The organism is Bacillus sp. BF2-3 (assembly GCF_008368795.1).
In the GTDB taxonomy this organism is placed as follows: domain Bacteria; phylum Bacillota; class Bacilli; order Bacillales; family Bacillaceae_G; genus Bacillus_A; species Bacillus_A cereus.
Genome location: NZ_QOSA01000002.1, coordinates 108,544 through 134,243, shown reverse-complemented (window position 1 = coordinate 134,243; position 25,700 = coordinate 108,544). Strand labels below are relative to the sequence as shown.

Genomic DNA, 25,700 nt, shown 5'->3' with positions numbered 1-25,700 from the left:
TTCATTAATCCTCTCTTTTTAACTGACTCAATTTGTCTTCTAACTTTTTTATTAAAGTCGGATCAGCCTGCTCTAACTCATCTAACATATGATTTACAACTAAATCTCCAAATTCCCCCATCAATTCCTGTGTCATTTTCTTCGTTTGATTGGATAAGAATTCTTCTTTTGTTTGTACAGCACGATATATACCACTTCTTTTCACAGTCTGTTTTTCTAAGTGTAATTTCTCTACTAACCTGTTCATAACTGTCATAACAGTGTTAAAATTCACAGGTGATTCTTCACTTAATTTCTGCTGCACTTCTTTAATAGTAATACCATCGCTAGACCAAACAATCTCCATAATTTTCGCTTCAAGCGGTCCAAAGAAATGATTTAACCCGTGCTCATTTAACTTATAGTTTTGAGTAAACATTGTACAACTCCTTTCACACTACGAATTGTAGTATAAATTAAATGAAAGGTCAAACGTAAATGATATATATGAAAATTAACTACCCATAAATACATAGGCTATTCCATTCATTTTAAACCTAATTTTTCTCCAAATGTATCAAAAAGATACTGCTCTAATATTTGTACACTAAACTTCTCATTACGTCCAAGTGCAAATAATTCCCGATCTTTCGCTACGATAGTATCTAACGGAATAGCTACATTATCCACTATTTTTGTAATTTCAATTATATTACTTTTTACATTTACTTCTGTTTTAAATTCAACGTTTTCTAACACTATATGTGAACGTCTTCCTGATGCAAAAAAAGTAAAATTAGGATTTTTAACAACGCCAATTTCAGTCTCTAACGCATATAAATAGTGAAAAATTACATCTCTGTGTCCATCTTTTATTATTTTTTCATCCTTCTCATCGTCTAAGTATTCTTTCAGCTTCGTTGTAAATTCAAATCGAAAATCCACTTTTTTCACTCTCCTTCTTTGTATTTCATATTAAATAAATATATTGAAATAATTTTAACATATTGTAATACAACTTCCTATTAAAAGTAAAAACTGTTTTAAAAAATCGCTATTATTTCCGATACCCTTTTAAAATATAAGTATAAATTCAATATGAATCAATGCGTCATTATATCTATTTAAACATATTTTTTCCATATTTTGAAACATTAGTATGAAATATTATATATCAATGTATGGTTTCTAATGCATTGGTATATATAGTCAGTAGTTTCTTTACTATTCCGATATACTTAAGCTACATTTTCTAATTATTGATTACATTACGGAAGGAATGTAACTCTCTTCTATCGAATTTTTATATAACAAAAATAATTAGGTGGTGCTTTACTATGAAATTAGCTGTCATTGGTGGCGGTGATTTACAAGATTCAAATCACTTGCCTATTAATGAACGCCTTATAGAATTAACAAATAAACAGTACCCAAAAATATTGTTTATTCCAACGGCTAGTCATGATGATGAAAGCTATATAAAATTATTTTTAGACACTTTTGAAAAACAATTACATTGTGAAGTACAAATTTTACGTACTACAACAGATTCACCTTCAAAGTATGAAATAGACGAGATAATTCATTCAGCCGATTTAATTTATTTAGGTGGCGGGAACTATATTCACATGCTTACGCAATGGAAAGAACATAGACTCGATGAAAAATTATTATTGGCTCTGCAGCAAGGAACACTTATTGCTGGTTATAGCGCTGGTGCTATGTGTTGGTTCACGTCTAGTATCCGATCAGATTATGAAGGTTCTGGTTATATAGAGAGTAACGGATGGGGTATTGTTAATAAAAGATTTTGTCCACATTATAATCAATTAAACAGAATGAACGCCTTCCATTCCTTTTTACAAAATCATCAAGGGAATATAGAAGGAATTGCACTGGAGGATAATTGCGCTTTATATATTACAGAGGAATCCTTTGAGATTATCGGTGAACCGGAAAGAGCGTGGGAGTTTTATATGAGTGATAAAACACTCATTAGACAACATTTTGATATAACTTTAAAAAGCTATTTATAAACCTGAACTTACGAAAAAATGTCCCTAAGTCTAATAACTTAGGGACATTTTTCTATTTAACTAACTAATCGTGTAATTCGTTTCTTTTGCCATGAAAGCTTATAATATGCATACTGTAATATTAAGCTGACAATAAATGCTGCTGGATACCCGATCCAAATGCCTTCTATTCCAAGACTTGTATGGTAAGAAAGATAATATGCTACGGGTACTTCTACAAGCCAAATTGAAACAACTCCAATAACAGTTGGCCAAAGTACTGTACCGCTCGCTCGCATTGTCGCACTAATAATTTGTGCATGACCGAAAATTAAATAACTCCATAATGTAATCATAACTAAGCTATGAGCAATTTCAATTGTAGTTTGACTCGTTAAAAATAGTGATAAAATGTCTCTTGAGAATACGTAAATAAGAGATATTAACACACCACCGATGACGTAGTTCATAATAATTCCGGCCTTCACAACTTTCTGTAATCGATCAAATTGATTCGCACCAATCGATTGTGCCGCAAAAATGGAAACTGTAATACCAAGGCTAACTGCTGGCATTTGTACATAACTTGCAACTTGATTCACAACGCCGTAAGCAGCTGTTGCATCCGAACCGTAACGATTTACAAATGCGATTACGGCAATTTCAGATAATGAAACTAATATCATATTAATACTCGCTGGAATACCGAGCCTTAGTAATAGCTTTAATAACTCCCCATCCATTCGAAGGTATTTTCTAACCGTTCCATCTAGTTGTAATGGGTGATTTTTCTTCTTTAAATACACAAGCATGACAATAAACGTAATAACTGTAGATATAACAGATGCATAGGCCGCTCCATACACATCTAATTTCGGAGCTCCTAACCATCCAAAAATAAGAATCGGTAATAAGATCATATTTAGCGCTGTACTTACAATTAAAAAGTAAAATGGCGTTTTAGAATCTCCTGTACCTCTCATAAATGTTGTATATGCGAAATATAAAAATAATACTGGCATCGATATAAATAAAATCCGTGCATAATGTACACTTATTTCAATAATATTTTCTGGCGTTCCCATTAGACGCATAATATCCATTGCAAAAATACTGCCTATTATCGCCAACACAACTCCAATAATAAAGGTAAACGTCAACGTCGTACCAACGATAGCTTTTAAACGATCTTCGTTTTTAGCACCAAACGCCTGACCAATTAAAATAGAGCTTCCTGAACCGATACCAATTACAAATGAAACGAGCAAGAAAAATAATGGGAAGAATGCTGATATAGCCGCTAAATCATTAACTCCAAGCCATCTTCCTACTACTACCATACCAAATAATTGTCCAACTGATTGTAGTACATTACTTAATAATAACGGTACTAAAAACATCGACATCGATTTCCAAATCGGTTTACTCTCACTTTCCAACTTATGTGACTCCGCACCTTCTTTATTGTTATCTGCAGGTGGTTTCAAATTTCATTTCTCCTTTTATTAAACATCTATTTTCAATCTCTATCTCTTTGTATAGTTGTTATAATACTGTGCTTCTATTCATTTTCTTTTCGTATGATTATAACTTCACCCAATATTGACTTCCATCAGCTGTTCGATCTAAAAATCCATATTCGATTAAATATCTTCTTAAAGTTACAAAATCAGGGTATACATTTTCTATCACTGTATTTACTTCTTTTTCAGTATACTTTTTATTACTATCAAACTTCTTCACTAAATGGCGCAATATAATTAATTTACGCTTTTGTTTCTTCGGAAATTTAGAGAGAGGTCCATCTAATCCTTCTGTAAAATGAGCTTTTAATACTTCATCATTTTCTTCTTCCGTAATATTGTATCGATCATCCACCATCGTTGCTGTTCTATGAATTGGCACAAATTTCGTTTGTACTTTTGATTTTTCTTCTGATAATTCCATTAGCGCTAAAAATACTTTTGCTTGCTTCATTTTCTCTCGCAGTGTAAATCGATGATTACGAATTGTTGATGTACTTCCGCCATCCATCTCTTTTACAATTTCTTTATCATTCAGTCCCATATGGAAAAACTGAACCATTTTCTTTTGTAAATCCGTTAAACCAGTAAATTTCTTATCCATATTTAACAAATAATCAAACATAGACGTATGCTCATTTTGAATATGCAATTGGACGAACTTCTCTGCTTCATACAAAATTTGGTTATCTTGATAAATAACACCTTTAATAAATGTTTCACCACAAGCTAAGCAAATGTACTCCTCTTTTTCTTCATCAAACACATACCCTTTCTTTAATTCCTCTATTGACGCATCCCAAAACTTCTCTGAAATATCACTCATACTAAACACTCCTTCAAAATGTTTATTTAAAACCAAACAAATCAATATATCGTTTATTATCACTTCATCATCTTATCACAACACAAACAAACATTTCAACGTTTCGTTTGCCCATTTTATAAACTTTTATAAAAACATCTAACAAAAGGGTTTAATACAACGAAAAGCGAATATGTTTATACAAATTCATTTTATAGGATGTGAAATAGAACATAAATATTCTTTAAGACCCTTAGTTTACCGTTAAACAAATTGCACAGAATACATATGCGATTAGTGAATATGGAACTGGTATTCACTCATTCCAAAACTTCAGTATTCAATTTTAACTACAAAAAAGATGTTTTCGTATAAGAAAACATCCTTTACTTTTTATATATTCTATTTACAGTCTCTACTAAAACCTTACTTGCTTGTACAAATGTATGCTTTCGATTTCTATCTTCAACAAATTTATTAGCACAACTACTCATAATGATCATACAACTAATTATGACTAACGCTATCTTTCTATTCTTGTAAGTCACTTTATGCCACTCCACTATTACAAAACTTCTTTTGAATTTATCCCATCAAGAAATTTTACATGAATAATAAAACGCGCGAATATGCAATTCTGCATATTCACACGTTTTATCACAATGTTATGATTTAATTTAGTTAAAGAACAAGTATACCGAGGTGACTAACTTGAAATTTAAAGCGAAAAAAAATCCATTCCACGTCATTTTCATTACATTATTTATAATTATTTTTTTCGTTTCGTTATTCTTCCAAAATGAAAATTCTATTTTTTTCACTCTCATGATGCTATTAAATATCGTGAATCTTTCTTCATTCTATTTCTCTCACTACAACATAACGGAATCATCTCTTGTTGTAAAACACGGTTTCATTTTTCATACTGAAATTCCATTTGAAGATATTCGTCACGTTAAATACTCTGGTAAAAAACTTCATTCAAAAAAATGGACTAGACAACAATTAGAAATCCATTACAATTTATTTGACTCAGTGACCACTTTCGTACCACTAGAAGAAGAAAAATTCATTTCACTCTTAAAAGAGAACTGCCCACAGATGAAAGTAATGAATACGCCTGCTAACAAATAATATATTTTGAAGCTTGTAGTATTGCAAGTAGATGAAACATAAAAATGAACATCAAAAAAGCCAAGATTCTATACTAAGAACCTTGGCTTTCTCTATTACTCTTTTGGAGCAATCATTTTCTTTGGATCTACAATTTCATCAAATTGCTCTTCTGTTAGTAGCCCAGATTGCAATGCTGCTTCTTTTAAAGTTAACCCTTCTTTATGAGCATGCTTCGCAATTTTCGCTGCATTTTCATATCCGATATGTGGGTTTAGCGCTGTTACAAGCATTAGTGAACGATTCACATTTTCATTAATTACTTCTTCATCTGCTTCAATACCAACTGCACAATTGTCATTAAACGAAACAATTGCATCCGCTAATAAGTGAGCTGATTGTAAGAAGTTATAAGCAATAACAGGTTTAAATACATTTAACTCAAAGTTACCTTGGCTCGCAGCAAATCCGATTGTTGCATCATTCCCCATCACTTGCGCTACAACCATCGTTAATGCTTCACTTTGCGTTGGATTTACTTTCCCTGGCATAATAGAGCTTCCCGGTTCATTTGCTGGAATAATAATTTCTCCAAGACCACTACGTGGACCACTTGCAAGCCAACGTACATCGTTAGCGATTTTCATTAAATCCGCAGCTAATGCTTTTAATGCACCGTGAGTATATACAACTTCATCATGGCTCGTTAATGCATGGAACTTATTTGGTGCAGAAACAAATTGTTTACCTGTAAATTGACTAATTTCCTCTGATACCATCTCACCAAATTTAGGATGAGCATTGATACCTGTTCCAACCGCAGTTCCACCAATTGCTAACTCTTTCATATATGTATTGCTCTCTGCAATCATACGCTCTGTTTTTTCAAGCATACGGTGCCATCCGCTAATTTCTTGCCCTAAAGTTAACGGCGTTGCATCTTGTAAATGTGTACGACCAATTTTTATGATATGTTCAAATGCAGTTACTTTTTCTACTAAAGTTTCTTTTAATTTCGTAATTGCTGGTAATACGTGATTTTCTACTGCGATTACACAAGCTACATGAAGCGCCGTTGGAAATGTATCATTTGAACTTTGTGACATGTTCACATCATCATTCGGATGAATATGTACGTCAGATCCCTTCTCTTTCAAAATTTGATTCCCACGATTTGCAATTACTTCATTCACATTCATGTTTGACTGTGTACCACTACCTGTTTGCCATACGACAAGCGGAAAATGTTCATTCCATTTCCCTGCAATCACTTCATCCGCAGCTTCTACAATTGCTTCTGCTTTTTCTTCTGATAGCTTTCCTAATTTTTGATTGCTAAGCGCTGCACTCTTCTTTAAAATTGCAAATGCTTTTACAATTTCAAGTGGCATTTGCTCTGTTCCAATTGGAAAGTTTTCTTTACTACGTTGTGTTTGTGCTGCCCATAATTTATCAGCTGGAACTTTTATTTCTCCTAATGTATCTCTTTCAATTCTGTACTCCATGTTTTCATCCCCTTGAAAATATAATACCTACATCTCTTATAATAACAGACTTTCTCTTAAATGATAAGAATTCTCACTCTTATATATAGATATTCTATATTTATTTTAAAAAATTCCTCTTGACCTAAACTTAAGTTTAGGCTGTATCCTTTCCATTGTAACCTACTATAACACTACTGGAGGAATTCAATATGAAAAAATATGCTTTTATAACAGGTGCAAATAAAGGAATTGGATATGAACTTGTTCGTCAATTAGCAGAAAAAGATTATCACGTATTTTTAGGTGCTCGTAATGAACAACTTGGACAACAAGCCGTAGAATCTTTAAATGTTTCAAACGTTTCCTATATTCAAGTAGATATTTCAAATTCACAATCCATTCAAGAAGCAATAAAGAAAATTTACGAAATGACTGACCACTTACATTTATTAATTAATAACGCAGGCATAGCGCTAGACTTCAATACACTACCTAGTGAATTAAATATTGAAACTTTACGCCAAGGATTTGAAGTTAATTTTTTTGGAACTTTCCAAATGATGCAAGCCTTTTTACCATTATTAAAGAATTCAAGCAACAGTAAAATAATAAATGTAACAACTGACATGGCCTCACTAACAATGTTTGCTAATGGTGAAACACATCCAATTAATACACTAGGATATAATTCTTCCAAAACAGCTATTAATGCTTTAACATTAGCTTTTAGTAAAGAATTTGCCACTAACGGTCCAGAAGTATTTGGGGTAACTCCTGGTTTTACAACTACGGATCTTAATGGAAATTCCCCTGGTGGCCATACAACCACTGAAAGTGCTAAAATTATTATTAAATATGCATTAAGTGAAACAAACTATAATGGTAAAATACTTAACAAAGATGGCATTATACCTTGGTAATAAAAGGATGAATGATATGTATTATACAATTGGGCAAGTCGCCAAAATGCAACATTTAACTATTTCTCAAATACGTTATTACGATAAACAAGGACTGTTTCCTTTTCTGCAAAGAAACGAAAAAGGAGATCGAGTTTTTGATGAAGAAGCACTGAAATATTTAGAAATGATTTTGTGTTTAAAAAACACCAGTATGCCAATTCAAAAAATAAAACAATTTATCGACTGGTCTATGGAAGGAGAATCTACCATCCTTCAAAGGTTAGCATTAATGAAACAACAGGAGACCAATGTCTTACAGCTCATGCAAGACACTGAAAAAAACTTAAAAAAGATACAACAAAAAATTGCTAAATATGAGAATGAAATAACTTCAGCAAATGCTATTAAAAAATAAAAAAATCACCTTCTACATATTGTAGAAGGTGATTTTTATTTTATGATGCTTGCTTTCCTTTATCTGCATCATCTACATACCAGATGAATTTGCCTGTATATCCGTAAATAACTGCTAAAATTAACGATACGAAGCTTAACCACATAAACGGAACGTATGAGAACGTTGCTACACCTAAAATACCAGCCATAAAAATACCATTATCAGACCATGGAACCATACCTGAAGTTAACGTTCCACCTACTTCTGAGTTACGCGCTAATACACGACGGTCTATTTTTAATTTATCATAGCTATCTTCCATAATTTTTGGTGTTAAAATTAGTGATACATACATCGCACAACCAAATATATTAGCTAAGAATGCCACGATTAATGTAGATAATGTTACATTACCTGCAGAATTTAATTTCTTCTCAAATTTTGATACGATTACTTTTAAAACACCTAGTTTTTCAAGTAATCCACCAAATCCTAAACCGAAAATAATAACGGCTACTGAGCCAAGCATGCCGTTAATTCCACCACGGTTTAATAACTTGTCAACAAACTCAACACCAGATTGAATTGAGAATCCGTTATAAGCTGTTCCAATCGCCTCTCCAAAGTTCATCCCTTGGAAAAGAGTTGCCCAAATTGCACCAATTAAAGCTCCCATTGCAATTGTTGGCATAGACGGTTTCTTCATCGCTAATAGAACGATAACAATGACCGCCGGAACAAGCATCCATATTTTAATATCAAATTGCTTTAATAAAGCTTCTTTTAAAAATTCTACTCGATTCAAATCTACATTATCGCCGCCATACATCCAACCAGCTACAGTAAACATAATACTAGTAATAATATAAGCCGGAACATCTAATACGAGCATAGCTCGAACGTGAGCAATAACATCTACTTTCGCCATAGAAGCTGCAAGAACTGTGCTATCAGAAAGTGGTGATAATTTATCGCCGAAATAAGCTCCTGAAAGAACTGCACCAGCAACAAGCGGAAGTGGTAAACCAAGTCCTTCACCAATCGCCATCATAGCAATACCTGCTGTTCCCACTGTTCCCCAAGACGTTCCTGTTGCGATAGAAGTTATAGAACAAATAATTAATGTTGCTAATAGGAATATGCTAGGGTGAATAAATTCTAATCCATAATAGATTAATGTTGGTACTACCCCACCAGCAATCCACGTTCCAATTAAAGCACCTACTGCAACTAAAATCAGTATTGCTTCTAATCCGTTAGAAATCCCTTTCGTAATTGCATCTTGCAATTCTTGATAACGAAATCCTAATCTTAATCCAAGCGCAATTACTAAAAACCATGAAATAAATAGCGCTAATTGAATTGGGAGATCAAAAATCGTTTGGAAGGAAAAGACAACAGCAAGAAATAGTAATAAAAGAACTATGATTTCTAGCATCGATGGTAATCTTACACTTTTCATTTTTTTCTCTCCTTACAAGTCGATAACATGACGTATGTCGTCTTACATGTATGTAATATACAATTAGCGAAGACAAAACAAAATTTTCATATTATTTCGATTTATTTTTCCAGTATAATATATTCACAACCCTTTCTATTGTAAAAGTAGATTACGTTTTTCGCAATGAAAAATATAAAAAATGTTGTATTTTTATTTATCCCGATATTTTCGGCCAATAAGACCTCCGCCTTAAAATTCAGTAAGTGCAAAGCACTTAGGTAAGAAATTAACTACTGTAAAATTCCGAATCGATATGAACATATTAAAGCTTCACTTTATTTACAAGGAACAATCCCATACTAACTTTTTTAATATTTGCTGCAACAAAACTTTTTACAACTATCTTAACTTTTTAATTCACACCATTATTTTCTACGCAAAAAATAGGGCACACATCCTTAAAATGATGTATGCCCTATCTTTATTTATACATATTTTGTATTTCTTCTTTATTTTTAAGTATTTCCTCAAACTTATCACTACAACCCTTCGGAAATAACACTCCCAGTCCATATGAATGCGCAAATTGAAAATGAGGGCACTTCGCTTTTACCTCATCCCAAAACTTATACACGCCGAAATCACCACTTCTAACTTCAATATCATGAAATAATACAATACCGTTTTTCGCGACTTTCGGTAGCCATGTATTATAATCGTGAGAAACAGCTTCATACGTATGATAGCCATCAATATGCAACAGATTTATCGTTTCATCTTGAAACCGGTCTACAGCATCATCAAAAGTAGATCGAATTAAATTTCCTATATTAAGGTAGTTATCGCTCACTACTTTTTCTACTATTTGAAAAACCCCTTCTCCATATGGACCTGTATGCCCATCTCCAGCCCAAGTATCTACTGCAAAGCATTTAGTCGATAACCCTCCATCTTTTACTCCTTGACAAAAACTGAAGAAAGAAGCACCTAGATGTGTACCTAACTCAACTAAAGTTTCCGGTTTTTCAAATCGTACTAAGTCATATGCAAAATCTAAATGTCCACTCCACGCAGATTGTGACCGAATAATAGGACTAAATGTTTCAAATTCAAATGATGGTTTATGAGTAACCCAGTTCATCGCATAACTCCTTCTGCACATATTTTTAACAAACCAAATTACTCTTATCTTTATTTTTTTATTGCCATGATTATGATTCTATTTCATGAAAATATGAAGAATTTATTCTTTTCTATTGAGGTAAAGCATCATATACATATGGGTCAGTTGGCTTATTAATTTTCTCGATTTTGTTTACTTTTACAAGTGGAAAGACTGTTCCTTTATATGTCGTTTCATCTAATAATCCTGTTATTTTCACCCATGTTTCTTCTGGAATTTTTTCAATATTTTTCCCGGTAACAATCATCCCCCAGACTGATGCATCCGCAATACAACAAGTTATACCATATCGAGCCACTACTGCTTTATTACCCGTCACATCTTTATCCTTATATATAAACCCTAAGAATGTAATTTCTTTCCCTTTAAACCAATTGACATTTTGACCAATTACATTCATTGTTTGAACATAATCCTTATCCTTTACTTGTAGTTTACGCTGTCCTAACATACTTTTTACTACTTGCTCTTCCGTTTTATAAGTCGTTGCTAAATTTGATGTTTCTTCTGGATCAACTGATACTTCTCGCCCATCAAACTTAACCTGTTTCCCCTCTTTTTCGTTCCTTTCTAGACTTCTCGACTGTACACTTTGATTCATACCCCTTTTTCCTGCTAAACTTCCATCAATTGTTACACTTCCAAAGAGAAAAGCACTAACTATCGGAACGACAAATAAAACATATACAAAGAAACTTTTTATCCCTGATTTTGATGTTGTATGATGTTTACAACAATTACAATCATGCTGTTTTTCTCTTCCATCTCTCCAAACTTGTACAATACCAAAAATTAAAATTACTACAAAAGCTATATACGTAAATTTGATCATTTTTGGAGCGATAAAATTATAAATATTCCCTGTTACAAGTAGTTTAAATAAGAGCATTGCTAAACCAATTAAAATAATGCCACGAATATAGCAATGATATGCCTTCTGCTCCTCTTTCCCCATTCTTTCTCACCTCCTATAACATTATGATTTGCAGGATGGTATACACAGATATAATGACAATTCCTATCAAAAAGAATACAAATCTCTTTTGAAAATATGCAAATAGCATTAACGTATTTTTCATATCAAGCATAGGCCCAAACACAAGAAATGCGAGAAGTGCCTTTACCGAGAAAACATGTCCAAAAGATGCCGCTATAAAAGCATCGGCTGCAGAGCAAATTGATAAAACATAACCAAATCCCATCATAATAAAGGGGGCAATTACTTCGTTATGTGCTACTGCATCCAGTACATTCCGATCAAAAAACGTTTGAAATACACTTGCTAAAAAAGCACCAATCAATAAATACTTACCAGTATCAAAAAACTCATCTACAATGTGATTCATAACATCTTTCCAACTCTTTTTATTGCTTGTTTGAACTGAAACCTCTACATCTTTTAAAACATTTCTTTCGCGATAGCAATAATACACAATTAGACCTATGAATAGAGCAACTAAAATTGTTATCCCAAAGCGTGCATATACAACGTAATCATTTTTTGGAAACGCATATACAGTAGATAAAAGAACAACTGGATTCATAATGGGTGCACTCAGTAAAATAACAATGCCTACATGAAGTGGTAACCCCTTTTGAATGAGCCTTCTTACAATTGGTATAATGACACATTCACACATTGGAAAAAGAACTCCCACAAATACTGCCGGAATCATTGCAACAATCGGAGATTTCGGCAGTACTTTTTGAATCATATCTTCCGTCACAAACACTTGAATACATGAAGAAACAATTACCCCTAATAAAATAAAGGGTATTGCTTCAAAAATGATACTTAAAAATACTGTATTCACATTCAACCATTCCTGTGGCATATTTTTGTGCAAATTTGCTAGACTTGTAAAATCTACAAAAAATAATAAAAAGAGAAACATAGCGATAAGAGCTATGCCTACTAATTCTTTTGAAACTCTATTAAAGACCAAGCTTCTCGCCTCCATTTTATTTATATGTAAACATGTGCTTGTCCAAATGCTCCATACTACAGCACAAATTTTATAGTCTATTTCTATTCTTAAATCGTAATCATTATGATTTATTCTTGCTTTTTCTTTTCCTATCGTTTAACATAAAACGTAATCATTACGATTTAAAGGAGAGATCATTTCATGAAAAAAGTACCTATCACTGTATTAAGTGGTTTTTTAGGATCTGGAAAAACTACCTTACTACATCACATTTTGACTAATAAGAATAACTTAAAAGTAGCTGTTATCGTTAATGATATGAGCGAAGTAAACATTGATGCATCTCTTATAAAAAAGGGTGGTTTTTCACGTACGGAGGAAAAACTAGTAAAAATTCAAAATGGCTGTATTTGTTGTACACTACGAGAAGATTTAATGATAGAAGTGAATCGTCTTGTGGAAAATGGTGATATTGACTATATTATTATTGAATCTTCTGGTATAAGTGAGCCTATTCCAGTTGCTCAAACGTTTACTTATACAGACGAAGTTCTTAACATTGATTTAACGAAAAATTGTCGCCTCGATACGATGGTTACAGTTGTAGATGCAAACAGATTTTGGGATGATTTTGCAGATGGAGAAAGTTTATTAGACCGAAAACAAGCAATCGATGAGAATGATACCCGGGAAGTTATTGATTTATTAATAGATCAAATTGAGTTTGCAAACGTAATTATTCTTAATAAGATAGATTTGCTAGAAAAAGAAGATGTGATAGAGCTTCATCATTTACTAAAAAAATTAAATCCTAATGCAAAAGTTCTTGAATCTTCGTTTAGCAAAGTACCATTACAAGAAATTTTAAACACAAATCTATTTAATTATGAAGAAGCCAGTCAATCGGCCGGCTGGATACAAGAATTAAATAGTGACTATCATACACCGGAAACGGAAGAATACAGTATCAATTCCTTTGTTTACCGCCGCAAATATCCTTTCCATCCCGAGCGCCTTATGAATTGGCTAGAAAAATGGCCTTTAGATGTTGTAAGAGCGAAAGGATTCTTCTGGCTGGCATCTCGTAATAATATGATAGGGCTTCTATCTCAAGCAGGTTCCTCTATTACAATTCAAGGAGCCGGTGAATGGATAGCCGCATTACCTGAAACTGAAAGAAATCAAATGATTGCAGAAGAACCAGAAGTATTAAAAAACTGGGACGAGCGATATGGAGATCGAATAACTGAGCTCGTATTTATCGGTATTGATATGAATCGTTCTGTGATTGAACAATCATTAGATGATTGTCTATTAACAGAAAAGGAAATGGGACAAAAGTGGAATACATTTATTGATCCTATTCCGGCTTTTACTTATACTTCATAATAATTAATAAAAGGCTTCAGTAGAATGAAGCCTTTTTACTTTATAGCACTCTTATTTAATAGGTTTGCTTTAATTATGAATACAATTGTACCTAAAACAATTAATATAGCATATACGATACCAACTACATTACCTATTTTTTCTAAGCCAAGCGGTAATATTATAGTAGCAACTCCAACTATATAAGAAAATGCTCCTGAAAGCTTCGCTAATTTATTTTTATCTCCAACAAACGTTTCTTCTTGATATCCTGCTAACAAAAACAACCTCTTTTTCACATGTATTTGATACCCTAAAAAAATGATAAGTAACCCAACAAATAAACAAACTAAAAATCCAGCTAACATATACTCCCCCTCCTCTACAATATTTTACTATACATAAAAAAAATAAAATTAGAAATTTCAGTTTATTAACGAGTTATTCTGTGATATATTGCATATTGTATTCAATTTATATTTTTAGAAAGGAGAATTTTAAATCATATGGATTCAAATCGATTAAAAGGAATTATAATGGTCATAATCGGTGCTTGTTTATGGGGCTTGTCTGGTACAGCTGCACAACAGCTTTTTCAATATGACAATGTTTCAACCGAATGGTTAGTTACGATCCGCTTACTTATATCTGGAATTATTTTGCTCATTATTTCCTCATTCGGAACGAGAAAAAAAGAGATATTTGGCATTTGGAAACAAAAATCTGATGCTATTAAAATGATTTTGTTTGGTCTATTCGGTATGCTTGCTGTACAGTATACGTATTTCGCTTCAATTAAAGAGGGAAATGCTGCCGTGGCAACATTATTACAATATTTAGCTCCTATATTCATCACTGTATACTTACTTTTCAAATGGAACGTTCGTCCATCAAAAATTGATTTCATTTCAATTACCCTTTCATTAGTAGGCACTTTTCTCTTACTAACAAACGGGTCTGTTCATAACTTGGCTGTTTCTACACCAGCTATTATTTGGGGTATTTTATCTGGATTATCTCTCGCTTTTTATAGTTTATATTCAAAGGAATTGTTAGAAAAATGGTCTTCCTCCGTTATCGTTGGATGGGGTATGATTATTGGGGGTATTGGTGTAACGATTGTACACTTTATTTCTACAAACGAATTCATTTTATTATCAACTATGAAATATGTAAAACTAAGTACCCTACCGCTCATCATATTTGTCGTCATTTTCGGGACACTTATTGCCTTTTATTTATACTTAGACAGCATACGATACCTGACTCCGAAAGAAACAACATTATTTGGTTGCACAGAACCACTCGCAGCTATTATTTCTTCTGTACTTATATTGCACGTGCCATTTCAATCTTTTCAGTTATTAGGCGCTTTTTGTGTCATTGTAATGGTGCTCATCTTAAGCCAAAAACCGGATGAAGGGAAACAAAAATTAAAGCTTGTTCATGCAAAAAAGGAAAATATACAATGAAAGGATTGAATTCACTATGCCTGTCCCTCAAAATTATAAAAAACCAGGAAGAATTTCAGCAAAATCACTCGTTTTAAATCAACTACAAAATTGGATTATTGAAGGTGTACTGAAGCCCAATGAAAAAATTAATGATGGGGAATTGGCTGAGGCACTAGGAGTAAGCAGAACACCTGTAAGGGAAGCACTTCAAATATTAGAGCTTTCTGGATTAGTGGAAATGGTACCAGGGCAAAAAACGAAAATTGCTCCTATTAAGTTAGACGACGTATCTATCATTTATGAAACGATGGCTGGTCTTCACTCTATTATAGGAAAGCAAGCTCTTCAAAACATTACAGACACTGATATTCAAATACTTTCTGAAATAAATGATCATTTTCAGCACTCTATAGAGAAAAAAAACGCAAAACAAGCTTTAAAATTAGATATACAATTCCACAATACAATTTCTTCTATTGCTAAAAACCAATATATTGAACCCTTTCTAGAAAATATGCAACTTCACGTTTTACGTCTTGAATATTTGTTTTTCCAAAACTTTGTTCCAGCAAGTCAATCTATTGAAGAACATCACTCTATCATTCAAGCATTACAGAAGCAGGACGAAAAACAAATGGAACAAATAATGACCCAAAACTGGCTCCGTCCCATGAAAGAAATACAAAAAATAATTTCTACGAAATAAAAAGAGAGCTGGTTACACAAAATCGTAACCAGCTCTCCTTTTACTAATCTATATAGCTACGCCTGAATATTTGCATAATCTTCCATATCTTCGTACTCTTTTTCCAATTCCTCTAAAGACAGCTCGTATAATTGTCGGTCGCGAATCTTAAACACACCTGCTCCAATTAACTCATCAATTAAATGCCTCTTACGATTTTCAACAGCAAAACGGAGTTGACTACTCATCTTTTAAAAAACTCCTTTCTACGATCATTGAAAATGATAATCTTTATCAATTACCACTTTTGATTATAAAAGATGACTCTTTATAAGTAAAGTAATTTCATGAAATATTTACCTTGCAAAGTATTTGTGGCCACATTATATATATGTATGCCGTGCGAAAAATGTTATGACACTTTTTCTTATCCTTTTTCTTTCATACTTTGCAAGTTGTCTCATCGTGATGAAATTCACCATCTATTTCTACTTGAATGGTGACATGTTCTACATGAAACTTCTCCTTTAATACATACGTAGCCTCTTTTAATACACTTTGCGTTTCATTCCCTTTAATAATCAAGTGGCAAGTTAATACTTGAAAATCCGATGTGACAGACCATATGTGCAAATCATGAACTTCTTTGACAATCGGAATATTTAATAATGTACTTTTTACCTCTTCAACATTTATGTGCTGTGGTGCACCTTCCATTAATATATGAACCGTATCACGTGTTACACGCCATCCACTAATAATGACTAAAATAGACACAAGAATACTAGCAATCGCATCTGCAGCAGTCCATCCGAAAAATTTAATAAGTAACGCAGCAATAATCGCTCCGACGGAACCCAATAGATCGCCTAGTACGTGCAGGAAAGCACTTCTTAAATTCAAATTACCTTTCACATCTCCGCCTCTCATTAATATCCAAGCTGATAAAATATTAATAAGCAGACCAAGGACTGCAATAATGAGCATCCCATTACTAGCAATCTCAACTGGTTCTTTAAAACGACGGATTGCTTCAATAAAAATGTATACCGAAATGACAATAAGAACGACACCGTTACATAATGCTGCTAACATTTCGACTCGCTTATACCCGTATGTTTTCGCAGTTGTTGCTGTTTTTTCTCCGAGTTTAAACGCAAGTAAACTTAAAGCTAAAGATACTGCATCACTTAGCATATGCCCCGCGTCAGATAGTAGTGCTAAGCTATTTGTTACAAATCCCCCAACAACTTCTGCAATCATAAAACTTGTTGTTAGTAGGAAGGCAATTAGTAACGCCTTTTTATTTTTTGAATGACCATGATCATGCGAATGTCCCATACTTATACTCCTTTAAGTACAATATCTGTATGTTAGTATGAAACAAACTCCCCGTGTTTATCCCGAATCGACTGATTGTAAACGCCCGCTTCCTCTGTATACACACTTCGCTATTTTTTAAACAATCCCTTTTTCTCAAATAAAACAAGACTACTTCTTTTTTATTTTCATATTGTTTACTAATGAAAGAATTTTTAAGGAGGTTACTTAAATGAAACGTTTATTTCTCTGTATGGAACGTGAACTTGTTGTAGTGAAAGAACACAATGATAACTATGAAACGACTTATCACTTACAAAATATGCAACCTACCTGTATCGCTGTTGATCCATTTCAAAAGAATCGTGTATATTGCGGAACATTTGGACGAGGTCTATGGTTAAGTGACGATAGTGGGGATTCATGGAGACCAATTGGAGATTCTTATCGTTACTTTGATTTCCCTAAAGAAGATGGTATTTTGCACTCCTCTATCACTTCCATAACAATAAGCTCAAATGAACAAGTTAACGGATATGGGGTCGTTTATGTCGGCACAGAACCGAGCGCTTTATTTCGCTCTGAAAATGGTGGTGAAACGTGGACTGAACTTAAAAATATGAAATCATTATTATCTTCTTATACATGGGCTTTCCCGCCTAGACCTTTTACCCATCACGTACGCTGGATTACAGTTGATCCAAACAACCCTAATACAATACACGTTTCAATCGAAGCTGGTGCTGTTATTCAAAGTAATGATAAAGGGCATACATGGATTGATAAAAAATTCGGTGCTCCTATCGATGCTCATCAATTACTTATGCACCCTGAAGCACCAAATCGCCTTTATGCATCATGTGGTGACGGATTTATGGGCGGACCTGATCGTGCTTATCTTGAGAGTTATAACAATGGAAACAGCTGGATCTCATGTAGTGCAGGACTTGAACATCATTATTTATACAGCATGGCTATTGATCCAGCTGATTGTGATACGATTCTCGTTTCTGCCGCGCCAAGTGCTGATCTCGCTCATCATCGTATCCCTTATGAGTCTTATATTTATCGAAAAACGAAAGATACTCCTTTCCAGCAAGTACAACAAGGACTACCATCTGCAATCGGTACAGTCATTTCGATGTTTGCTACAAACGAAGCCGAACCACATACGTTTTACACGTTAAATAACAATGGCGTCTTTCAATCCAATGATAGCGGCGAATCGTGGGAACAACTAAACATTCCGTGGAAAGATGAGTATAAAACGCAGCATCCGCATGCACTATTCGTCACTAGTTCTTAACGAAAAAAGACTGCCTAAATGATTTTAGGCAGTCTCTCTTTTATTTCTTTAAATCAATGACAATATCATCTAACACAATATCTTTGCTCTTCGCTTCTTTTTTCGGCACTTCTATTTTCTTCTCTTTCCCATTCACATACTCTACTCCACCATGATTTTCAGGTGTATGTACTCGCAAGTGCACGCGAGGTGTAACGATAAGCTTTGTTGCATTTTCGTTTAGTTTTTGGAAGGTGGCACTCCAATGGATATTGTAAGGATCGTTGCCACTTCCCCCATTTCCTTCACCCGAATAAATATTCCCTAAATCATCCTTAACCGTCAATTCAACATCTACACTATCCCATTCTTTCCTCGCGCCCTTAGAAACCTCTTGATTGTAATAAAGAATAAATGAAACTGGCGATATTGCGACCTTTTCCATATTTGCTTTTATACCTTCTTTTTCCGAACTCCCACCAATTGTTCTCTCTTTACTATCCACTGATTTTACAGTTAACGCGAAATTCCAATTACCTTGTATTGATTTTTTCCTATCTGGCATCTCTATTCTCTCTATATTCCATCTAAAGTTTACTTTGTCCTTTTTATTGCTATCATGATGCGTCGTTGTTACCATACCTACATACTTTTTTTCAGTAACTTTAGTCATTTTACCACTGCCTGAACTACCATGAGCGTCCATTATATCCAATCCACCTAATATGATAGGATCCTCCCCTAAGTCCTGCTCACTTTCCAGTGAATACGTTATAGATAATGTTCTGCCATCAGAAATTACATCATTAATTGTAACCTTAACCCCATTACTCTCTTTTGTCATATTCAACTCAGTCGAAAATTCCTTATAATTTTCATATAACCCCGTTCTACCATTATCTAAAAATCGGAATATGTCACCGACAATTGGCAATCCCCCGGCATATGTAGGAAAACCGATACCAAGAGTTGCAACCGATAACCCTACTAAAATTGATGCAGCAGCGACACCCTTCTTCCAACTTTTCATCTTTTTCTTCGTACGTATCGATTGTTTTACATTTCGTTTTACTTTTTCCTTTTCAATTTCAGAAGCCTCAATTTCTTCTAGTTCTTTTTCATCTATATCAATATCATTTAATAGTTCATAAATGTCTTTCATATTGCACTACCTCCAAAACTAATATTCGTAGCATTTTGTTGTAGTTTCTTTTTCCCCCGGTACACTCGATTATCAATTGCTGCCCGAGTTAATCCTAACTTGTCACCTATTTCCTCTGTCTTCATACCAAGTAAATATTTCATAATGAACACCTTTTGATCTAGCGGTTCTAATTGATTAATGAGCTTCAATAATTCTTCCCTATCTTCCATAACGATTAATTCGTCTTCTGCTGATTTTTCTGTACTGATATGAAACTCATCTGAAATGATTTCTACTGTTTTAGTCGATTTCCGGTAATAATCAATTGCTTTAAACTTCGCAATCGCTGCAATCCACTTTTTAAAATCACTCGGCTCTCCATGGAATTTATTTGCGTTATTCCAAATGGAAAGAAATATATCGTTTATACATTCCTCTATGAGTCCATCATTTTGAATGGGAAGTAGAACTTTATGTGTGATCCCCTTTATGAGTGGTAAGTATGTATCGACAACGAATTCTAACGCGTCTTCTTTTTGCCGCTGTAATCTTTTTATAAACTTTTTCTCATTTGATTTCATGTAGCGATTCCCCTTATTGTTTTGTAAAAGCTTTTACACCCTATATAACGTCTGAGAAATTTTTTTCTCTCATCTTTTTTATTTTTTGGAATACTTTCCCTTAACCATTGTCTCACATAACTATGCGTTCAAAGAAAATTTTCTCAAGTCTGTAATTTAATTCATGTAGTACACTATTTATATAGTCACTTTTTAACTTGGTGTACATTTTATTTCATTAATCTACTATTTTAATTTAGGAGATGAGATGTGTATGTGTGGAATTACAGGTTGGGTAGATTGGAAAGAAGACCTTTCAAATCAACATGTTATTTTAAAAAAGATGGCAAATAGTATTCAGCATCGTGGTCCGGATGCTGAAGGATTTTGGTTTTCACCTCATGCGGCCTTTGCACACCGGCGTTTAATTGTAATTGATCCAGAAGGCGGGACACAGCCTAAGACATTTCGTGCTGGTGATTATACGTATGCTCTTACTTATAATGGAGAAATTTATAATTTCCGTGAACTGAGAGAGCAGCTTCAAAAATGTGGGCATGCATTTGAAACCCATTCAGATACAGAAGTATTACTACATGCTTATTTAGAATGGAAAGAAGACTGCGTACGACATTTAAACGGAATTTTCGCTTTTGCCTTATGGGATGATCAGAAGCAACAATTGTTTTTAGCACGAGATCATTTAGGTGTAAAACCACTCTTTTTTACAGAAAGAAATGGCAGTATTATTTTCGGCTCTGAAATTAAAGCATTATTAGCGCATCCATCTGTCCCTGCTGAAATTGATGCGAATGGAATAAATGAAATATTTGGATTAGGCTTATTTCGCACTCCAGGATGTGGCGTCTTTAAACATATTCAAGAAGTACGTGCTGGACATTCTATAACATTTACACGTCATAAAAAAGTAGTTACGAAGTATTGGAATTTAGAAAGTAAGTTCCATACAGACTCTATAGAAGATACATCTTCGCATATTTTATCTATTTTACAAGATACAGTAAAAAGACAATTAATTGCCGATGTTCCTCTCGTTTGTATGTTATCAGGCGGATTAGACTCTAGCGGTATTACTGCACTTGCGGGTAAAGAATTTGCTGCTGAAAATAAAACACTTCATACGTATTCTGTTGACTTTGTAAATAGCGCAAAAGATTTCGAACTGACATTTGCTCGCACTGGTTTAGACGCTCCTTGGGTAAAACGCGTTTCTGAACATGTCGGGACAGCGCATCATGATATTATTGTGAATGCTGAAGAATTAGCAAATCACTTATTCGTTCCCCTTCATGCAAAAGATTTACCGAGTGCTGGTGAAATGGAAACTTCACTATATTTACTATTTTGCGAAATGAAAAAAGATGCGACCGTAGCTTTATCCGGCGAATCGGCTGATGAAGTATTCGGTGGATATCCTTGGTTTCATCAAGAAGAACTACTATATGTAGATAAGTTTCCTTGGCTAACAAATTGGAAAAATACATCTCCTCTTCTACTAAATGAAGTAAGCAACCAATGTAATTTAGAAGACTATATTGATACACGATTCCAAGAGGCGATACTTGAAGTACCTACCCTTGAAGGCGAAAGTAAAAAATTCGCGAAACAACGTCAAATGTTTTATTTATTTTTAACAAGATTCCTTCCTTTCTTACTTGACCGTAAAGATCGCATGAGTATGGCTGTTGGATTTGAAGTTCGTGTACCGTTTTGTGATTATAGATTAGTTGAATATTTATGGAATGTTCCTTTCAACATAAAAAGTATTGATAATATTGAAAAAGGCATTTTACGTAGAGCACTACAACCAGCTTTACCTGACGATGTACGCAATAGAAGAAAAAGCGCTTATCCAACTTCACAAGATCCACTCTACTTACAAACAATCCGTAATTTAACACTTGATATGTGTAACAATAAAAACAATCCTATTTTCTCACTTATTAACCATTCCATCTTACTTTCAATTGCTGATCAAAGTAATAAAGAGATTAACAATTTTGAGGCAAGAAGTGCCATGGAGTATATGCTACAAGTAAATGAATGGTTAAAAACATATCACATCCATATTGCTTAACAAAAAGGAGTTCAAGGATAAAAACCTTGAACTCCTTTTATATTAATTAGCACATTGTTTATTATCAGTATCAATAGACCATCCAATAATCGTGGCACAGTCTCTACCTTTCCACTGCAGTACATTTGTTAATACGGGCTCAATCTGCAAGCTATTTCCGTCGTGTAATATTTCTACTAAAGATTGATCATCATCAAACCTTCGTTTGTCACACTCTAAAATACCGTCCGTTGCCATTACAATGTGATTCATTCCTTTTTCTAATCCTCTTACACCTGACGTAAAGCAAGGTGTATTTGCTGCAAAAATATTTTTCCTGCCAATATATTCGTAATTCTTCCGTTTATTTAATCGTCCTTTTCCATTTTTCGTTTTCTCAGAATGGAATAAATACGCGAAACAATCACCAACTGATAACCAATATAAAAATTCGCCTTTTCGTAAACAAATTAAGCAAGCGAGTTCCTCATCATCTTGATCACACTTTTTAATAAATAACTCATCTGTAAATAACGCTAATAAGTACATATGTGTATGATGGAAAGCTAAATGTATTGGATATGAGAATAACTCTTTTAGTTTTTCTTTTCTTTCCGAAATCGCTTCTATTATATAATCTATATTTTTTGTTTTGTGATGTGTATCAAAAATCATAACAAATTCAAATTGTAATTCAGGATCCCACCAAGCCAGCACCGCATCTCCTCGTTCATATGCATCACTCTCTTGATTTCCCCCATATACGCCGACTGAAAGAGGACCACATTTTTCAACATGTATTTCATCTACATACATCTGTTCATGACTAATCCATTTGAATGTATTCACAGCTATCATCCTCTCTCTTGCTAAATGTATACCTTTACACATAGATTACCTTATATTTCAATAAAAATAAACTTTTTCAACATTTTTTATCCAAATAAAAGGGTTTTATTTCTGAAATCACGAATATATCTTACTATACGATATAAAAAGGAGATTTATTATTATGTACAACATTAATCAACATTGGGAGAGCATTTATTATCACTTACGATACGAATACGAGGACAACCTTTCCCACCAAGCAATTCGTATTTTACAAATCGTTTCTTGTGAGAAAGATATAACAATTGGAAAAGTCGCTACTGAGCTTAGTCTTTCTCATAACACAGCATCTGAACATATAAAACGCCTTATTCAAAAGGGTTTCATCGTTAAAGAGAGAAATAAAAAAGATGAAAGAGTGGTAAACCTTACATTAACAATTGAAGGAATTGAAGTATTAGAAAAACATACTTTACTAGATAAAGAAAAGATAAAAATATTAGAATCACAGTTATCAACAGAAGAACAACAATTAATTGAAAAAGCATTTTCCTTATTAGCGAAGGAGGCAAAATATGCATTTCCTCGTTAAAATAATCGTTTCGGCACTTATTATCGGCGTTATCACTGAAGTCGCTAAACATTACAGTACGATAGGTGGCTTTATTGCTTCCCTTCCTCTCGTGAGTTTACTTAGTTTATTTTGGATTTCATTCGAAGGCGGAAATAAACAAGAATTGAGTCAATTTGCTTTAGGGGTATTATATGGATTCCCCGCATCAGCACTACTATTATTTATTGTCTATATTGGTTTAAAAAATTCATTTACACTTAGTACATCTGTCCTACTTGGTATAGGTGTTTGGTGTATCGTTTTTGCTTGTCAAAAATTATTTCAAGCTTAGGAGGAATTAACATTCATAAATTTGTAGAAATAATGGGGCAAAATATAGAAGTACATATAAAAGGAGATGATAAACAAACTGTAGTCATTCAAACCGGAATGACTTGCTCATTTTATGATTGGTTTCCTATTATAAAAAAGCTTTCAGAGCACTTTACAGTTGTTTCATACCATCGCCCAGGTTACGGAAAAAGTGATTTAGGCAATCAGCCGCGTACAATAAGGCAAGTTACAAAAGAGCTACATATGTTACTAAACAAACTAGCTATTCAAGAACCATTTATTCTAATCGGTCATTCCTATGGAGGATTATGTGCACAACATTTTGCGATGTTACATGAAGATAAGCTGCAAGCACTTATTTTAGTTGATTCTACTTCGATGAACTTACACCGTTTAGATGAACTTCATTTACCAATTTCTGATCAAACTGATTCTGATGATGTTTGGTTTCAAAAATATAATATGTATTCAAAAATGGATGTAGACACACTTTATAACGAACTAAAACCTATTCTCACCGATCAATCAAAACAGCAAATTGAATTCTCTACCTCGCCTTCATTATATAAAGCGACAGCTTCTGAACTATCGGAGTGGAAAAACTGTGCTCTCTCACTAAAAGAGCTATGTAAAACATTAGAAATACCATTAATCGTTATCGGTAGAGATCCTCAATATTCTATTACTCAATTGACTAATGGTGGCATGCCAAAAGAGGAAGCAACACAACTTGAAGCAATGTGGCAAGAACTAATTCACGAACAATTACACCTCTCAACTAACAGCCAATATATTCTTGCCGAACATGCTAGTCACGGTATAGAAAATGATCGACCAGATATTATTATTGAGGCGATTCATTTCTTACAAATAAAAAAAGGAAGCAACTAAAGCTGCTTCCTTACTTATCTATTCATAATCTTCTTCATCATCGATTTCTTCGTAATATGAACTTCCATTACTTACATATATAGGGCCATTCGCAACATCAATACGTAGTACCCACGCCCATGGCACAGCTAAACGTTTATGTATCGCTCGCCAAAAGCTCATTGATTTTCTTTCGTACTCCTGGAACTCCTGAAGTAACTCTTTGTAGGAGGAACCGTCTAACTGAATATTTGCTTCTAACAAACGAGAATGGGCATAGTACTGTAACTCTAGTTCAGCAGCAATTTCCATTTCTTCTTCCGTTGCCATACCAATGATTGTTCCATCTTCTGGTGCAATTTCATATACGTTTTGAACTTCAATAAGCCCTTCTTTCTCTTTCTCAAACATGTAAACAGCCTC

The 25,700-nt window shown here is 33.7% G+C and carries 28 protein-coding genes; 12 read left to right on the top strand and 16 right to left on the bottom strand.

All coding sequences use genetic code 11. The features are described from left to right. Nucleotides 1–4: 4 nt before the first annotated feature. Both DN401_RS02860 and DN401_RS02855 read right to left on the bottom strand, forming a co-directional pair. Nucleotides 5–418 carry a BlaI/MecI/CopY family transcriptional regulator gene (locus tag DN401_RS02860; protein WP_000495053.1) on the bottom strand — a complete coding sequence of 138 codons (414 nt, stop codon included), beginning with the start codon at nt 416–418 and terminating at the stop codon, nt 5–7. Between the two features lie 107 nt (nt 419–525). Then, nucleotides 526–924, bottom strand: a complete 399-nt coding sequence (locus DN401_RS02855) for a DUF3942 family protein (RefSeq protein WP_000347525.1) — start codon at nt 922–924, stop codon at nt 526–528. Between the two features lie 392 nt (nt 925–1,316). Here DN401_RS02855 and DN401_RS02850 point away from each other — a divergent pair, with 392 nt between their 5' ends. Then, complete coding sequence (locus DN401_RS02850) at nt 1,317–2,015, top strand: peptidase E (RefSeq protein WP_149287506.1); 699 nt, start codon at nt 1,317–1,319, stop codon at nt 2,013–2,015. A 56-nt stretch (nt 2,016–2,071) separates the two neighbouring features. Here the strand turns inward: DN401_RS02850 and DN401_RS02845 are convergent, their stop codons facing one another. Both DN401_RS02845 and DN401_RS02840 read right to left on the bottom strand, forming a co-directional pair. Then, on the bottom strand, nt 2,072–3,481 hold the full coding sequence (locus DN401_RS02845) for an MATE family efflux transporter (protein ID WP_000804124.1): 1,410 nt from the start codon (nt 3,479–3,481) through the stop codon (nt 2,072–2,074). A 97-nt stretch (nt 3,482–3,578) separates the two neighbouring features. Next, the gene (locus DN401_RS02840) at nt 3,579–4,343 is read right to left on the bottom strand and encodes a DUF2087 domain-containing protein (RefSeq protein WP_001280271.1); all 765 of its coding nucleotides are present in this window, start codon (nt 4,341–4,343) and stop codon (nt 3,579–3,581) included. A 690-nt stretch (nt 4,344–5,033) separates the two neighbouring features. On the opposite strand from DN401_RS02840, the gene DN401_RS02835 reads away from it, so the two are divergent. Continuing rightward, on the top strand, nt 5,034–5,456 hold the full coding sequence (locus tag DN401_RS02835) for a PH domain-containing protein (protein ID WP_000669069.1): 423 nt from the start codon (nt 5,034–5,036) through the stop codon (nt 5,454–5,456). Nucleotides 5,457–5,551: 95 nt separating this feature from the next. Here the strand turns inward: DN401_RS02835 and fumC are convergent, their stop codons facing one another. Further along, nucleotides 5,552–6,940, bottom strand: a complete 1,389-nt coding sequence (fumC, locus tag DN401_RS02830; RefSeq protein WP_000456610.1) for a class II fumarate hydratase — start codon at nt 6,938–6,940, stop codon at nt 5,552–5,554. Between the two features lie 191 nt (nt 6,941–7,131). On the opposite strand from fumC, the gene DN401_RS02825 reads away from it, so the two are divergent. Then, nucleotides 7,132–7,842, top strand: coding sequence for an SDR family NAD(P)-dependent oxidoreductase (locus tag DN401_RS02825; protein ID WP_000759544.1), 711 nt, complete (start codon nt 7,132–7,134; stop codon nt 7,840–7,842). Between the two features lie 16 nt (nt 7,843–7,858). Continuing rightward, a complete protein-coding gene (locus DN401_RS02820; protein ID WP_000291863.1) occupies nt 7,859–8,239 on the top strand; it encodes a MerR family transcriptional regulator in 381 nt (126 codons plus the stop codon). A gap of 40 nt (nt 8,240–8,279) precedes the next feature. Here DN401_RS02820 and nhaC read toward each other — a convergent pair whose 3' ends face one another. From nhaC to DN401_RS02800, 4 genes are all read right to left on the bottom strand, one after another. Continuing rightward, nucleotides 8,280–9,683: a Na+/H+ antiporter NhaC gene (nhaC, locus tag DN401_RS02815; protein WP_000843992.1), complete on the bottom strand. Its 1,404-nt coding sequence runs from the start codon at nt 9,681–9,683 to the stop codon at nt 8,280–8,282. Nucleotides 9,684–10,146: 463 nt separating this feature from the next. Next, the gene (locus DN401_RS02810; RefSeq protein ID WP_001104669.1) at nt 10,147–10,806 is read right to left on the bottom strand and encodes a class I SAM-dependent methyltransferase; all 660 of its coding nucleotides are present in this window, start codon (nt 10,804–10,806) and stop codon (nt 10,147–10,149) included. A gap of 112 nt (nt 10,807–10,918) precedes the next feature. Continuing rightward, on the bottom strand, nt 10,919–11,803 hold the full coding sequence (locus DN401_RS02805; protein ID WP_000513979.1) for a TIGR03943 family putative permease subunit: 885 nt from the start codon (nt 11,801–11,803) through the stop codon (nt 10,919–10,921). 13 nt (nt 11,804–11,816) lie between these two features. Next, complete coding sequence (locus tag DN401_RS02800) at nt 11,817–12,809, bottom strand: permease (RefSeq protein WP_171287437.1); 993 nt, start codon at nt 12,807–12,809, stop codon at nt 11,817–11,819. Between the two features lie 168 nt (nt 12,810–12,977). Here DN401_RS02800 and DN401_RS02795 point away from each other — a divergent pair, with 168 nt between their 5' ends. Beyond that, nucleotides 12,978–14,165: a GTP-binding protein gene (locus DN401_RS02795; RefSeq protein WP_149287505.1), complete on the top strand. Its 1,188-nt coding sequence runs from the start codon at nt 12,978–12,980 to the stop codon at nt 14,163–14,165. A gap of 35 nt (nt 14,166–14,200) precedes the next feature. Here the strand turns inward: DN401_RS02795 and DN401_RS02790 are convergent, their stop codons facing one another. Further along, nucleotides 14,201–14,512: a DUF3784 domain-containing protein gene (locus DN401_RS02790; RefSeq protein ID WP_000879375.1), complete on the bottom strand. Its 312-nt coding sequence runs from the start codon at nt 14,510–14,512 to the stop codon at nt 14,201–14,203. A gap of 138 nt (nt 14,513–14,650) precedes the next feature. Here DN401_RS02790 and DN401_RS02785 point away from each other — a divergent pair, with 138 nt between their 5' ends. Continuing rightward, nucleotides 14,651–15,616, top strand: a complete 966-nt coding sequence (locus tag DN401_RS02785; protein ID WP_000378077.1) for a DMT family transporter — start codon at nt 14,651–14,653, stop codon at nt 15,614–15,616. Nucleotides 15,617–15,632: 16 nt separating this feature from the next. Beyond that, entirely contained in the window at nt 15,633–16,304 is a 672-nt protein-coding gene (locus DN401_RS02780) for a GntR family transcriptional regulator (protein ID WP_149287504.1), read from the top strand. 56 nt (nt 16,305–16,360) lie between these two features. Here the strand turns inward: DN401_RS02780 and fbpA are convergent, their stop codons facing one another. Continuing rightward, nucleotides 16,361–16,531, bottom strand: coding sequence for a Fur-regulated basic protein FbpA (fbpA, locus tag DN401_RS02775; RefSeq protein WP_000098302.1), 171 nt, complete (start codon nt 16,529–16,531; stop codon nt 16,361–16,363). A 193-nt stretch (nt 16,532–16,724) separates the two neighbouring features. Beyond that, nucleotides 16,725–17,624: a cation diffusion facilitator family transporter gene (locus DN401_RS02770; RefSeq protein WP_000510034.1), complete on the bottom strand. Its 900-nt coding sequence runs from the start codon at nt 17,622–17,624 to the stop codon at nt 16,725–16,727. A 211-nt stretch (nt 17,625–17,835) separates the two neighbouring features. Here DN401_RS02770 and DN401_RS02765 point away from each other — a divergent pair, with 211 nt between their 5' ends. Beyond that, nucleotides 17,836–18,909: a WD40/YVTN/BNR-like repeat-containing protein gene (locus tag DN401_RS02765; RefSeq protein ID WP_000825299.1), complete on the top strand. Its 1,074-nt coding sequence runs from the start codon at nt 17,836–17,838 to the stop codon at nt 18,907–18,909. Nucleotides 18,910–18,949: 40 nt separating this feature from the next. On the opposite strand, the gene DN401_RS02760 is transcribed toward DN401_RS02765, so the two are convergent. Together DN401_RS02760 and DN401_RS02755 are read right to left on the bottom strand one after the other, a co-directional pair. Further along, a complete protein-coding gene (locus DN401_RS02760) occupies nt 18,950–20,050 on the bottom strand; it encodes a DUF4179 domain-containing protein (protein WP_003312848.1) in 1,101 nt (366 codons plus the stop codon). Beyond that, complete coding sequence (locus DN401_RS02755) at nt 20,047–20,613, bottom strand: sigma-70 family RNA polymerase sigma factor (RefSeq protein ID WP_086692841.1); 567 nt, start codon at nt 20,611–20,613, stop codon at nt 20,047–20,049. Before DN401_RS02755 ends, DN401_RS02760 begins: the two co-directional genes overlap by 4 nt. Before the next feature lie 253 nt (nt 20,614–20,866). Here DN401_RS02755 and asnB point away from each other — a divergent pair, with 253 nt between their 5' ends. Then, complete coding sequence (gene asnB / locus DN401_RS02750; RefSeq protein ID WP_086692843.1) at nt 20,867–22,690, top strand: asparagine synthase (glutamine-hydrolyzing); 1,824 nt, start codon at nt 20,867–20,869, stop codon at nt 22,688–22,690. Between the two features lie 42 nt (nt 22,691–22,732). Here the strand turns inward: asnB and DN401_RS02745 are convergent, their stop codons facing one another. Then, entirely contained in the window at nt 22,733–23,560 is an 828-nt protein-coding gene (locus DN401_RS02745) for a PP2C family serine/threonine-protein phosphatase (RefSeq protein WP_002040904.1), read from the bottom strand. A 121-nt stretch (nt 23,561–23,681) separates the two neighbouring features. On the opposite strand from DN401_RS02745, the gene DN401_RS02740 reads away from it, so the two are divergent. The 3 genes from DN401_RS02740 to DN401_RS02730 are packed head-to-tail and all read left to right on the top strand — an operon-like array spanning nt 23,682 to nt 25,298. Further along, nucleotides 23,682–24,092: a MarR family winged helix-turn-helix transcriptional regulator gene (locus DN401_RS02740; protein WP_149287503.1), complete on the top strand. Its 411-nt coding sequence runs from the start codon at nt 23,682–23,684 to the stop codon at nt 24,090–24,092. Next, nucleotides 24,076–24,405, top strand: coding sequence for a DUF3147 family protein (locus tag DN401_RS02735; RefSeq protein WP_000545609.1), 330 nt, complete (start codon nt 24,076–24,078; stop codon nt 24,403–24,405). Before DN401_RS02740 ends, DN401_RS02735 begins: the two co-directional genes overlap by 17 nt. Next, nucleotides 24,366–25,298, top strand: a complete 933-nt coding sequence (locus DN401_RS02730; protein WP_149287502.1) for an alpha/beta fold hydrolase — start codon at nt 24,366–24,368, stop codon at nt 25,296–25,298. The genes DN401_RS02735 and DN401_RS02730 overlap by 40 nt, the downstream gene beginning before the upstream one ends. 18 nt (nt 25,299–25,316) lie before the next feature. Here DN401_RS02730 and DN401_RS02725 read toward each other — a convergent pair whose 3' ends face one another. Then, a complete protein-coding gene (locus tag DN401_RS02725; RefSeq protein WP_000461779.1) occupies nt 25,317–25,688 on the bottom strand; it encodes a hypothetical protein in 372 nt (123 codons plus the stop codon). Nucleotides 25,689–25,700: the final 12 nt, after the last annotated feature.